The 12,168-nt window shown below is 65.3% G+C and carries 12 protein-coding genes and 1 pseudogene; 7 read left to right on the forward strand and 6 right to left on the reverse strand.

The genetic code is table 11. The features are described 5' to 3' along the window. From CAPSK01_RS22710 to ydiK, 4 genes are all read right to left on the reverse strand, one after another. Positions 1–208 (reverse strand): hypothetical protein (locus CAPSK01_RS22710; protein ID WP_273703521.1); only part of this gene is annotated, 208 nt, incomplete at its 3' end. Positions 209–219: 11 nt separating this feature from the next. Beyond that, positions 220–609, reverse strand: a complete 390-nt coding sequence (locus tag CAPSK01_RS11065) for a hypothetical protein (protein WP_273703522.1) — start codon at positions 607–609, stop codon at positions 220–222. A gap of 124 nt (positions 610–733) precedes the next feature. Continuing rightward, the gene (locus CAPSK01_RS11070; protein ID WP_034926298.1) at positions 734–1,333 is read right to left on the reverse strand and encodes a riboflavin synthase; all 600 of its coding nucleotides are present in this window, start codon (positions 1,331–1,333) and stop codon (positions 734–736) included. Positions 1,334–1,416: 83 nt separating this feature from the next. Further along, the gene (gene ydiK, locus CAPSK01_RS11075; RefSeq protein ID WP_273703523.1) at positions 1,417–2,559 is read right to left on the reverse strand and encodes an AI-2E family transporter YdiK; all 1,143 of its coding nucleotides are present in this window, start codon (positions 2,557–2,559) and stop codon (positions 1,417–1,419) included. A 229-nt stretch (positions 2,560–2,788) separates the two neighbouring features. Between ydiK and CAPSK01_RS11080 the strand changes: the two genes are divergently transcribed. Next, positions 2,789–4,291 carry a polyamine aminopropyltransferase gene (locus tag CAPSK01_RS11080; protein ID WP_034926301.1) on the forward strand — a complete coding sequence of 501 codons (1,503 nt, stop codon included), beginning with the start codon at positions 2,789–2,791 and terminating at the stop codon, positions 4,289–4,291. Continuing rightward, the gene (locus CAPSK01_RS11085) at positions 4,291–5,934 is read left to right on the forward strand and encodes an NAD(P)-binding protein (protein WP_034926719.1); all 1,644 of its coding nucleotides are present in this window, start codon (positions 4,291–4,293) and stop codon (positions 5,932–5,934) included. Before CAPSK01_RS11080 ends, CAPSK01_RS11085 begins: the two co-directional genes overlap by 1 nt. Before the next feature lie 232 nt (positions 5,935–6,166). On the opposite strand, the gene CAPSK01_RS11090 is transcribed toward CAPSK01_RS11085, so the two are convergent. Continuing rightward, entirely contained in the window at positions 6,167–7,237 is a 1,071-nt protein-coding gene (locus CAPSK01_RS11090) for an alkene reductase (protein ID WP_034926303.1), read from the reverse strand. Positions 7,238–7,484: 247 nt separating this feature from the next. On the opposite strand from CAPSK01_RS11090, the gene CAPSK01_RS11095 reads away from it, so the two are divergent. Continuing rightward, positions 7,485–7,772, forward strand: a complete 288-nt coding sequence (locus CAPSK01_RS11095; protein WP_034926304.1) for a hypothetical protein — start codon at positions 7,485–7,487, stop codon at positions 7,770–7,772. Positions 7,773–7,869: 97 nt separating this feature from the next. Here CAPSK01_RS11095 and CAPSK01_RS22715 read toward each other — a convergent pair whose 3' ends face one another. Further along, on the reverse strand, positions 7,870–7,995 hold the full coding sequence (locus CAPSK01_RS22715; RefSeq protein WP_256435991.1) for a hypothetical protein: 126 nt from the start codon (positions 7,993–7,995) through the stop codon (positions 7,870–7,872). Between the two features lie 161 nt (positions 7,996–8,156). Here CAPSK01_RS22715 and CAPSK01_RS22720 point away from each other — a divergent pair. From CAPSK01_RS22720 to CAPSK01_RS22725, 4 genes and pseudogenes are all read left to right on the forward strand, one after another. Further along, positions 8,157–8,264 (forward strand): annotated as a pseudogene (locus CAPSK01_RS22720) (NADPH-dependent FMN reductase); the annotation flags it as partial. Between the two features lie 117 nt (positions 8,265–8,381). Beyond that, positions 8,382–9,224 (forward strand): oxidoreductase, encoded by an 843-nt coding sequence (locus tag CAPSK01_RS11100; protein ID WP_034926305.1) that lies wholly within the window; start codon positions 8,382–8,384, stop codon positions 9,222–9,224. A gap of 51 nt (positions 9,225–9,275) precedes the next feature. Further along, positions 9,276–11,435 (forward strand): TIR domain-containing protein, encoded by a 2,160-nt coding sequence (locus CAPSK01_RS11105; protein ID WP_034926307.1) that lies wholly within the window; start codon positions 9,276–9,278, stop codon positions 11,433–11,435. Beyond that, a partial coding sequence (locus CAPSK01_RS22725; RefSeq protein WP_273703524.1) for an SUMF1/EgtB/PvdO family nonheme iron enzyme occupies positions 11,383–12,168 on the forward strand: 786 nt, incomplete at its 3' end. The genes CAPSK01_RS11105 and CAPSK01_RS22725, both read left to right, overlap by 53 nt.

Genomic DNA, 12,168 nt, shown 5'->3' on the forward strand with positions numbered 1-12,168 from the left:
TGGGCAGGACAGGAATCTGTGCCGATGCGGCCCAAGCCGCTAACTGGCTGCTGGTCGGTGTCTGGTTGCGCGTGACTTCGTGCCGGACCATATCCACCAGCATGACTGTCCAGCCCGGATTGAACAGCACGTCGAGCGCATCGGCGTAGGCTAGCGTGATCAGCGGCCCAGCATCGGGCAGCAGCGCAATATCTTTGGCCGATGACATTGCGGCCTGACTCAAGCGGTCGGCAAGGCGTTCAGTTGGTCGACCATCCCCTGTGTAGTGGCATCCGGTAGTCGTGGCATGGGCAAATGCGCCTGCGCCATCAGCAGGAATAGGTCTTCCTCGCTGTCGATGCCCAGCGCCTGCATGACTTTATCGTCACCGATGCGCCCCAGCGAAAAGTCGAGCAGTACCTTGAAGTTTTGGTTGCCGGTCGATTCCGAGGCCTCAAAGGTCTCGACGAGATGGCGCAGTTCAGCATTGAACAGTGCGTTGACCGACGTGTCAGTCTTGGCCGCGATCACCTTGGCACGCTTGAGCAGATCGCGATCAACGGAACCTGTGAAGTTTACGGTAGCCATTTTTGTCCCTTGGTGAATAACACATAAATAAGTGTAGCACATGGGGGAGTGCTAGTCTGGAGGTCGCTTTTCAGGTTGGCGACCCGCATGTTTCGGCAGCAACATGATGGTCCTGAAACAACTCAGACAATAGTTCTTCTACGCAAAATCAACGGCTTGTAAAGGTCTATTTTGGGGGGTCCAGAAGCCTTTCGCAATAGCGCGCGATCAGGTCGACTTCGAGATTGACCCGGCTGCCGGTTTGCAGGCATCCAAGAGTGGTGGAGGCAAGCGTGTGCGGGATCAGGTTGATGCTGAACGCTGCTCCGTCGACCGAGTTGGTCGTCAGGCTGACCCCATCGACGCTGATCGAGCCCTTGCGTGCGATGTATCTGGCGAGATTTTCCGGCGCACGGATTTCAAGCAGACGATTGTCGCCGACCGGATCGAAACGCAGCACTTCGCCAATACCGTCGACGTGGCCGGAGACGAGATGTCCGCCGAGGCGGTCGGCCAGGCGCAGCGCCTTTTCCAGGTTGACCGGACCAGGCGCCGCGAGGCCAACGGTGCACGCCAGCGATTCGGGCGAGACATCGACGAAAAAGCAATTGTCCTGTTTGTCGACCACCGTCAGGCAGACGCCGCTGCAGGCGATCGAATCGCCGATGCCGACATCATCAAGTCCGAGCCGGCCGGCGTCGACCGTCAGACGGACGGTTGCGGCCCCGTCATCACGTGGGGTGATGTGGGTGATCTGGCCAACAGCGGCAATGATTCCTGAAAACATGGCAACACCGATCGGACGGAAAAGAGAGCGAAGATCTTAACATTTCGCACTGACCCCCCGGTCCTGCGCCGGCTTTCGGATCGTCATGAGGCCGGTGGTTGGCTGTGGTCTGGTGACTCGATGACGGCGGCCACGCCTGCTGCCGTTTCCGCTTCCTCTGCAGCGGACGGACGCTCGTTGATCCACGCGTCGAGCAGGGTATAGGCAACAGCCAGAACGACCGGGCCGACGAAGATGCCGACCAGTCCAAAGGCCAGCATGCCGCCGATGACGCCGGCGAGGATCAGCAGCAAGGGGAGGTCGGCGCCCTGCCTGATCAGGAGCGGACGCAGGAAGTTGTCCATGGTGCCGACAAAAATCGCCCAGACCAGAAGAAAGGTTCCCCAGCCGCTGCTGTCACTCCAGTACAACCAGAAAACGGCGGGTGCGAGAATCAGCGCTGGTCCAAGCTGCGCGATGCAGCACATGAACATCAGCGCGGTCAGGACGGGGACGAACGGCAGGCCGGCGATGGCCAGGCCGATGCCGCCAAGGATCGACTGCACGAATGCGGTAATGCCGACCCCGAGGGCCACGGCGCGAATCGCCTGACCGGCCAGCACCACCGCGCTCTCGCCGCGCGCGCCGCCGAGACGATGGCCGAAACGCCGTACGCCGGCAGCGAAGCGCTCGCCAGAGGCATAGAGGATTGCAGACAGCGCGACGGTGAGCAGAAACTGTACGAAAACCAGTCCGAAGCTGCCGACCTCGCTGACGAACCACTTGGTCAGGTTGCCCGCGTAGGGTGCCGCCTTGGCGGCGAGTTCTGCCGTTCTGACGGCCGCAAGCTGCGCCCAGGCCTCCTCGGCACGTGCGCCGACCAGCGGCAGCTCACCGACCCATGCGGGTGGCAACGGAAGTTTGAATTCGGTCAGGTCTTTTCCCCATTCGACGATCCGATCGGCATTGTCGACGAGGGTGGCAATCGCCAGCGACAGGGGAACGACCAGAACCAGCAGGACCAGGAGGGTCATGACGATCACTGCCGGAGTGCGGTGATTGCCAAGGCGTCGCTGCACCCGCAGCAGCAGGGGCCAGGTGGCGATGACGACCATCGTTGCCCAGATCAGTGCCGGCAGAAACGGGCGCAGGATCCAGACCGAAGCGGCGATCAGCGCACAGAGGAAAAGCACTGCCAGTACAGGGCGGGCCATTTCGGGCTCGTTGGGGTTCATCAATAGGGTCATCCGAATCCAGGGTTTCCGGGGGGCACGAGCGTGAACAACGATTTGCCCGGCAAGGACTTCTCCAGCTTGTTTGTCGAGCGCATGGTAACGCAATTCGGGGCTGGCGAGCTACGCGGCACGGCTCCGCCAGTCGGCCGACCTCCTGCGCCTGGCGGCAGATTTCGCTTTTCGGAATAAAATGGCCCGCGGGCGCCTTGCCCGATGGCCTGTGAATCGCTGAACCCTCCCGATGATCAACCACGCGCTGCTCTTTTCCGTTTTCATCGTCGCTTCCTGTGGGCTGGCTTACGAGCTGATCGCCGGGGCGTTGGCGAGTTATCTGCTCGGCGACTCGATCACCCAGTTCTCGACGGTCATCGGGACCTACCTGTTCGCCATGGGAATCGGTTCGTGGCTGTCGCGCTACATCGAAAAACATCTGGTGGCACGTTTCATTCAGGTCGAGTTGCTGGTCGGCGTTCTCGGCGGCTTCTCGGCGGCGGCGCTGTTCTTCATTTTCGCCTGGTCGCCGGCGCCGTTCAAGCTGGCGCTGTATCTGGCGGTGGTCGCCATCGGCGTGCTGGTCGGGCTGGAAATTCCGCTGATCATGCGCATCCTCAAACACGACCTGGTATTCAAGGATCTCGTCTCGCAGGTGCTGACCTTCGATTACCTCGGCGCGCTTGCCGTTTCGATTCTCTTTCCGGTGCTGCTGGTGCCGCATCTCGGGCTGATGCGCAGCGGTCTGTTGTTCGGTCTGCTCAACGTCGCGGTGGCGCTCTGGGCGTGCTGGCTGTTTCGCCAGCAACTGCAGAACGCCGGCTGGCTGCGTGTCCAGGGCGGTGTCTCGCTGCTGGCGCTGCTCGCGGCATTTGCCGCGGCGGGCGAACTGACCTCACTGGCTGAAGCGCATCTCTACACCGATGAAATCGTGCATGCCGAGAACACGCCGTATCAGCGCATCGTCGTCACCCGCTGGAAGGATGATTTGCGCCTCCATCTCAACAACAACCTGCAGTTCAGTTCGCGCGACGAGTACCGCTATCACGAGGCACTGGTCCATCCGGGGCTGGCCACGCTGCCGGCAGCAGGCCGCGTGCTGGTGCTGGGCGGCGGTGACGGGCTGGCCCTGCGCGAAATCCTCAAGTATCCGCAGATCGAGTCGGTGACGCTGGTCGACCTCGACCCGGCGATGACGCGCCTCTTCGCCAGTGCGCCGCCCTTGCGCAAACTCAATCAAGACGCGCTGCACTCGCAGAAGGTACGGGTGGTCAATGCCGACGGGCTGCAGTGGCTCGAGGAAAACGACGATCTCTTCGATTTCGTCGTCGTCGATTTTCCCGATCCATCGAACTTTGCGATCGGCAAACTCTACAGCGCCGCTTTCTACCGCCTGCTCGAAAAGCACCTGGCAGGAGGGGGCTTGATGGTCGTCCAGGCCACTTCGCCACTCTACGCCCGACAATCCTTCTGGTGCATCGTCACGACGCTGGAGAGCGTCGGCCTGGTCGCCACCCCCTACCACGCTCTGGTGCCATCGTTCGGGGAATGGGGTTTCGTGCTCGCCGGTCGCCGCGACTATCGGCCGCCGCAGTCCTACGCCGTCGACACCCGCTTCCTGAGCCCCGAGACGACACCGGCCCTGTTTCTCTTTCCCAAGGACATGGCGCGCGTCGAGGCCGAGGTGAACCGGCTCAACAACCAGGTGCTGGTCCGCTACTTCGAGCACGAGTGGCGGCAGGTGATCCGCTGATGGATCGACGTGATTTCCTCACCGCAGTTGCTGCAGCGGGTGCAGCTTCACTCGCCGGTTGCGGCTGCGCACCAGTCCCCTTGCCGCCTGGCGATCTGCTCGGGGCTTCGCTCAACCTCGGCCATCGGCTGCGTGAGGGGAACTTCGCTCCGCCCGGCGAGACCAGGCAGGTCCCGGTGCTGATCGTCGGCGCCGGCATCGGCGGACTCGCCGCCGGCTGGAAACTTGCCCAATCGGGCTTCGCCGATTTCCTGATCGTTGAACTCGAAAGCGCAGCTGGCGGCAATTCGCGCGCCGGGAGCAACGCCGTCAGCGCCTATCCCTGGGGCGCGCATTACCTGCCACTGCCGACGCGCGAGGCGACGGCGGTGCGCGAGTTGCTTGCCGAGCTGGGCGTGCTGCAGGGCGATCCGCGCGCCGTGCAGCCGGTCTATGACGAGCGCTACCTGTGTGCGACGCCGCAGGAGCGACTCTATCGTCACGGCCGCTGGCAGGAGGGCCTGCTGCCGCAGACCGGGGTCAGTGCCGCCGAGCGCCACCAGTATCAGCAGTTCAGCGACTTGATGGAGGATTTCAGGCTCCGCCGCGATGGCCTCGGGCGACGTGCCTTCGCCTTGCCGATGGCGCTGTCGAGCCGCGCTCCCGAGCTGCTGGCGCTTGACCGGATCAGCATGCGCGACTGGCTGTTCGCGCAGGGTTTCGATTCACCGCATCTGCACTGGTACGTCAACTACGCCTGCCGCGATGATTATGGAACCGGCAGCGCGGCGGTCTCGGCCTGGGCCGGCATCCACTATTTTGCGTGTCGCGACGGCGAGGCGCAGAACGCAGGCAGCGAAACCGTGCTCACCGCACCGACAGGCAACGCCTGGCTGGTGGCCGGCATGCTGCGCTCGATCCAGGCGCGCGTTGGCGAACGCTTGCTGACGCGTGCGCTGGTCTTCCATGTCGCTGCCGCTGCGCGTGGCCGCCCGATCGCCGTCGACCTGTGCTTGCCAGGCGAAGACCGGACGCTGCGCCTGCTCGTCGAACAACTGATCTGGGCCGCGCCCTTGTTTCTCGTTCCCCTGGTTTTCGCCGGACAGCCCGCTTTGCAGGCCGCCGCTCGCAGCTACAGCTACGCGCCCTGGCTGGTCGCCAACCTGACCTTGTCGCGCTTCCCCGACGACCGTGCCGGCGCGGCACCGGCCTGGGACAACGTCCTCTACGGCGGTGCCAGCCTGGGTTATGTGGTGGCGACGCACCAGCAGATGCGCCTGCGACCGGGGGCAACGGTGTTCACCTGCTACCGGGCCTTCGACGACATGAGCCCGCAACAGGGCCGCGAAGCGCTGCGCGACACGCCACGCGAGATCTGGGCCGAACAGATCCTCGCCGAACTCGAACAGCCGCACCCCGACATCCGGCAACTGACGACTCGCCTGGATGTCTTTCGCAATGGTCATGCCATGGCCCGCCCCTTGCCCGGTCTGATCACCGGTGCGGCGCGCCAGCAATTCGCCATCGACGGCGAACGCCTGCGCTTCGCACACGCCGACGTCAGCGGCTTTTCGCTGTTTGAGGAAGCACAGTACCGCGGCGTGCTGGCTGCGGAAAGAACGCTGCGCCGGCTCGGGGTACGCTTTCGTTCTTCGCTGGGGTGAGGGTTCGCCGACGATGCGCCGGTGTTGCGGCGATCAGGCCAGGGTTTAATGTGAAAGTCGCGTATGCGACTCACGAATCCCCCCTCCCCACTTGCGGGGGAGGGGTCGGGGGAGAGGGAAACGGTCATGACTTTCATGATCGGGGGTGCCTGGAAAAGTCATGACCGTTAGCAGCGTTCTTCGGGCAGGTCGCGAGGGGTGTTGGCGAAGAGCTTGTTCATGGCGCCAGGGATCAGGCGGTCATTGCCGGATAGTCGGTGTAGCCTGCCGGTCCCGGCGTATAGAACGTCCCCGGATTGGGCTTGTTCAGCGCTGCGCCGGCCTGGATTCGTGCCGGCAGATCGGGATTGGCGAGGAAGCTGGAGCCAAAGGCAACCGCGTCGAGCCTTCCTTCGCCAATGGCCTGCGCCGCTTCGCTGGCGGTGTAGCCCATGTTGCCGATCAGTGTCCCCTGGTAGTTCGCGCGCACCGGCGTCAGCACGTCACCGCTCTGCTGCCGGAAGAAGTCGGCGCGCATCACGTGCAGGTAAGCGAGGGCGAAATCGTTGAGCCGTTCGGCAAGCCAGGTGGCGAGTCCGATCGGGTCGCTGTCGATCATGCTGTTGTAGCTGTTGAGCGGCGAAAGGCGCAGGCCGACCCGGTCGTTGCCCCAGACGCTACTGACGGCTGTGATCACTTCGAACAGCAGGCGAGCCCGGTTTTCGAGCGAGCCACCGTATGGACCCGAGCGCTTGTTGGCGCCGTCGCGCAGGAACTCGTCGAGCAGGTAGCCGTTGGCGCCGTGGACTTCGACGCCATCGAAGCCCGCTGCCTGGGCATTTTCGGCCGCTTTCCGAAAGCCGGCGACAATGCCCGGCAGTTCGTCGTCGCGCAGTTCGCGCGGGATGACGTAGGGCTGCTTGCCCTGCGGTGTCAGCACCTCGTCACCAGTGATCGCAATCGCGCTCGGGGCCACCGGCTGGGCGCCACCGTTCAGCAGCGGATGGCACGCGCGGCCGCCGTGCCAGATCTGCAGGAAGATTCGGCCACCGGCGGCGTGCACCGCATCGGTGGTCTGCTTCCAGCCGGCCACCTGGGCGGGGGAGTGTATTCCGGGCTCCCTCCAGAATGCGGAGTTGTTCTCCATGGCCATGGTGGCTTCGGCAATGATCAATCCGGCAGTCGCTCGTTGGGCGTAGTATTCGCTCATCAATGCAGTGGGCACGTGCTCGGCGTCGGCCCGGCAGCGGGTCATGGGGGCCATGAAAATCCGGTTCGGCGCAGTCAGGGCGCCAAGCTTGAGCGGGCTGAAAAGTGTGGTCATGGTTGCAAGTCTCCTGAGATATGGGGTGACGAATACTAACCTAACGCAATTGATCGCTGCGGCTGTCTGGCGAATCATTGCCAGACAGTCAAGCCACCCAGGAGTGAATGCCCTCAGCTCGGCAATGGCCGAGGAGATTCGGCGAGTATTCACCGTCGTCTTGCCACGCGCGACGCGGCGCACGCTGTCGAGGTGAGCGAAGTGCTGTGCCTGGACCACCCGCCCGCAAGCAGATGAAGCGTCCCGAGTGGAACGGATTGTGCGGGCGGCGAGGGAAGCACGCAACGCATGGCGCATACTTTTCATTCATGCCGACGGTGCGGGCGACCCTGAACGCAAGCGCAAGGAGCAGGCTCAGCCGGCAATCGATAGACTGCGTCAGGAACACGCTGACGCGCGTCTCGGCGTCGCCGTCATTCCGGTGCGCGAGACGGAAACGTGGGCCATCGTCGATGGCGATGCCCTGCGCAGCGTATTGGGTACCACACCACCTGCAGGGCAAGTGGTCCGCACATCTGGTGCATTACGCGGATGACCTGGTCGTCATGTTGAACGGCATCCCGCTGCGGTTCCACCGCCTGAATCTACCCGGCAGTTGAACCGCAGGGCCGGCCCGTCACCCGTGCGGCGGTTCAGCGGCTGACCAGGGGCACGATATCCGTCGCACGCTTCTCGGCCTGTTTGGCGGACCGCTTTTCCTTGGGAGTCAACAGCGGCTGCTTCTTCTGTTCCTTGTTGCCCTGCCTTATCTTGCCCATGATCGTACTCCTCGTGAGCACCCGCGAACGCAGGTGTTGATCAAGTATAGGCCGATCACCGAGCAGAAACCGCCGGTCGGAAAATAAGTTGACGGTCGCCGGGAGCCTGTCTGTCGGCGGGCGGAAGCTCCCCGCCGGCACGATGCGCTGTCCGTGATGTCCAGGAGGGTTTGTTCGACGAGGCTGGCCACATCGGCGCAGGAAGCCGGCGGTTCCTGCAGAACTGGGTGGACCGCTACGCGGCCTGGGTGAAGAAGTACAACGACTGAGCGATACAAGGAAGGCGCACGCAAGCGCTGGCCAGCGGTGTGCGACAAAGACGACCATTCGCACGGTGGATCGGGTATCTTAGCTTCCTGGCCCACAACACATCTTGCGAGTTGACCATGACCTCCACCACCTCCGTCTGGCTGATTACCGGCTGCTCGACCGGTTTCGGCCGCGAACTCTCCAGAGTGCTGCTGCAGCGCGGCTACCGCGTCGTCGTGACGGCGCGCAATCCGGCAGCGCTCGACGAATTTGTCCCGGCCGGGAACGCCCTGGTCGCCGCCCTCGACGTGACCGTTCCGCAGCAGATCGCCGACGTCGTCCGACAGGCCGAAGAACGCTTCGGGCAGATCGATGTGCTGGTGAACAACGCCGGCTACGGCTATCTGTCGGCGGTCGAGGAAGGCGAGGACGACGAAGTCCGGGCGATGTTCGAGACCAACCTCTTCGGTCTGGCCAACATGACCAAGGCCGTGCTCCCCGGGATGCGCGCCCGCCGTCGCGGCCACATCGTCAACATCTCGTCGGTGGGCGGACTGATCGGTTTTCCGGGCATCGGCTACTACAACGCCAGCAAGTTTGCCGTCGAGGGACTGTCCGAGGCCCTGGCCAAGGAAGCCGCGGCGCTCGGCATCAAGGTGACGATCGTCGAGCCGGGGCCGTTTCGCACGGATTGGGCGGGCCGTTCACTGAAGACGCCGAAGAACGCCATCGCCGACTACGCACCGTCCGCGGGCGCCCGCCGGGCCGTCATCCGGAGCTACAACGGCAGGCAGCAGGGCGACCCGGTGCGCGGTGCGGAAGCGATCATTCAAGCGGTCGAAGCGCCGCAGGCGCCGCTGCATTTGCTGCTTGGCCGGCCGGCGCTCGAACTGACCGCCGCCAAGCTGCAGGAGTTTTCAGCGGAGATGGCGACGTGGCGGGACGTTTCGCTCGGGGCCGACTTTCCGGACGCGGGTTGACCGGAAAGGGTCCGCAGGATCGACCCCCGGCATGAGTGCACGCCCGGTCCGGTGATTTTCATCAGCTACGCGCGCAGCGACCGGCAGATCGCCGATCGTCTGGTGGCCGACCTGCGGCGCGCTGGCCGTGACTGCTGGCTCGACAGCAGCGAAATCACTGGCGGTGAGGTATGGGAGGCGGCCATTGCCGAAGGCATCGAGCGAGCCTACGCCGTCGTCACCCTGGTCTCCGCGGCCGCCAACGCCAGCAAATGGGTGCGGGTGGAGTGCCTGTTGGCGCAGAGGCGCGGCAAGCCCATCGTTCCGCTGCTGGCCGAAGACTGCGAGCTGCCGTTGCGCATGCTCGACCTGCAGCCGATCTCGATCCGCGGCGCCGACTTCGCAGTCGGCGTGCAGCGCCTGCTGCGTTCGCTGCCCGTGCCGCTGCCAGCAACGGCTCCGTCCGCTGCGGCGGCAAGTCAGCGCGACGCCGAGCTGGCTTACCTGCGCCGCCTGCAACTCGGCGAGCTGGTGCACACCGAACTGTACACGCCGATGGCCGGCGTCGCCAGGGTGCTCACGCCGGCGGCAGCGGCCACCAGCCTGCCGGCCGTCGTCATGCGCCCGGAATTGCGTCTCCTGCGCCACCGCTTCGGCGGCACGGCCGAAGCGTGCAGCGAGCCGCGCGCCTACGAGGACATCGCACAGGCTTTCGGCCAGGTGCGCCGGGCGGTGCTGCTCGGCGAGCCGGGCGCGGGCAAGACGACGACGCTGTGGAAGCTCGCGCACGACGCGCTGGAGGCGGCGCTCGCCGACGCGGCGGCGCCGATTCCGCTGCTGGTCAGCCTGGGCAAGTGGACCGGGACCGAGGAAGGACTGCCGGCCTTTCTCGAACATCAGCTGGGCGAACTCGGCGCCCATCTCGCCAGCCTGCTCGCGTCCAGGCGCGCGCTGCTGCTGTTCGACGGCCTGAACGAAATGCCGGTTACCGAGCGCGCCGCCAAGGCGGCCGAGATCAAGGCCTTTCTGCTGGAGCACCGCGCACTTGCCGCGATGGTCAGTTGCCGCGAACTGGACTACACCGGCGCCCTGTCGCTCGATCTCGACACCGTCAGCATCCGCCCGCTCGATCCGCCGCGCATCTTCGAGTTCGTCACCGGCTACCTGACGTACGCGCTCGAACCGGCGGTGCGCGCGGCGGCCGGGCGGCAGCGCGGCGAGGATTTGTTCTGGCGCCTCGCCGGGGGCGATGACGTGCGGCAGGCATGGCTGACCTGGCAAGCCGCCGGCGCCAGTCTTTCGCTGTTCTGGTCGGCGACCGAGGTGCCACGCGCGAATCCGGACATCTACAGCCGCACGACCGGGGCCATGGACCGCACCTGGCGGCAGGCCGTGCACGATCCGCGCAGCCTGATGCGGCTGGCCGGCAATCCGTACCTGCTCTACATGCTGACCTGCGTCTATCTCGATTCGGGCGATGTGCCGCAGAACCGGGCCGTGCTCTTCGACCGCTTTGTCGAGGTTCTGCTGCTGCGCGAGCGTCTGGCCGACGAGCCGGAAGCGGCAGTCGAACCGCTGCGGCTCACGACGGAAGGCGAGCGTCTGCTCGCCGCGCTCGAGGGCCTGGCCTGGCACATGCAGTCGCGGCGCGGCATCGCGGCGGCGGCTGGCGACGATGCGCGCGGCGATGCCGCGACGGCGGTCGACCGCTCTGAGGCCGCCGGATGGCTCGACGGCGGTCTGCTGCACCGGGCCGCTGCCGCCAGCCTGCTGGCGGTGGGCGAGCACGAGGTGAGATTCAGCCACCAGTTGCTGCAGGAATACTTCACCGCCCGCGGCATGCGGACGCGGCTGGCCTCGGGCACCTGGCATGCCGGCGAACTGTGGCCGGCGGCGCGCTGGTGGGAGCGCAGTGGCTGGGAGGAGGCTGCGGTGCTGCTCGCCGGCCTGCACGGCGACGACTGCACGCCGGTCGTTGAATGGCTGCTGCAGGCGCAGCCCGAAGTCGCGGCGCAGTGCATCGCCGGCAGCGGCTTTGCGGCGCTTGCGGCAGGCTTGGCAGCCGCGGCTCGCCAACCTCAAACAGGATCCCGAGCTCGAAGCGCGTGCGGCCGTCGGTCGCGCGTTGGGCCGACTCAGCCTCGGCGGCCTGCCGCTCGACGACCGGCGTGGCGTCGGCGTGCGTTTCGATGCGGCGCGCAAACGCCAGGTGCCGGACATCGACTGGGTTGAAGTCCCTGCGGGAAAGTTCCGCTACGGAGAAGAGCAGCAAGAGATCTGGCTACCAGCCTTCCACATCGCCCGCTATCCGATCACCAACTGCCAGTTCCGTTGCTTCATCGACGACCCGCAGGGCTTTGCCAATCCCCACTGGTGGGAAGGACTCGCGGAGCGATCAGAGCGCCCTGCCGAACCGGTGTGGGACCATGCCAACCATCCGCGCGAGACTGTTTCGTGGTTCGAGGCGATGGCCTTCTGTCGCTGGCTGAGCCAGACGCTGGGCTACGAAGTCCGGTTGCCGAGCGAGCAGGAGTGGGAAAAGGCCGCGCGCGGCGCCGATGGCCGCGAATACCCCTGGGGCGAATTCGTGCCGGGGCACGCCAATATCGACGAGACATGGGGTGACGCCGGAACGCACCATCTCGGGCGTACCTCGGCGGTGGGCGTCTATCCGCAGGGTGCCTCGCCCTGCGGGGCTCTCGACATGGCGGGGAACGTCTGGGAGTGGTGCCTGAACCGGTATGACAAACCCAGCGAAACCGGCCCCGGTGGCACGTTCCCGCGCATGCTGCGCGGCGGCTCGTGGTACGACAACCGTGACCTCGCGCGTTGTGCCGTCCGCATCCACTCCCACCCCACCCCGGCCGCCGCAGCTTCAATGTCGGCTTTCGGGTGTGGTGTGTCTCCCCCATCTTCTGAAGCGCTGGCCACTGGCGCGCTGATCTCTGTTTTGCTGGTTCACTGG

This window comes from Candidatus Accumulibacter vicinus, from assembly GCF_000584955.1.
GTDB classification, from domain to species: Bacteria; Pseudomonadota; Gammaproteobacteria; order Burkholderiales; family Rhodocyclaceae; genus Accumulibacter; species Accumulibacter vicinus.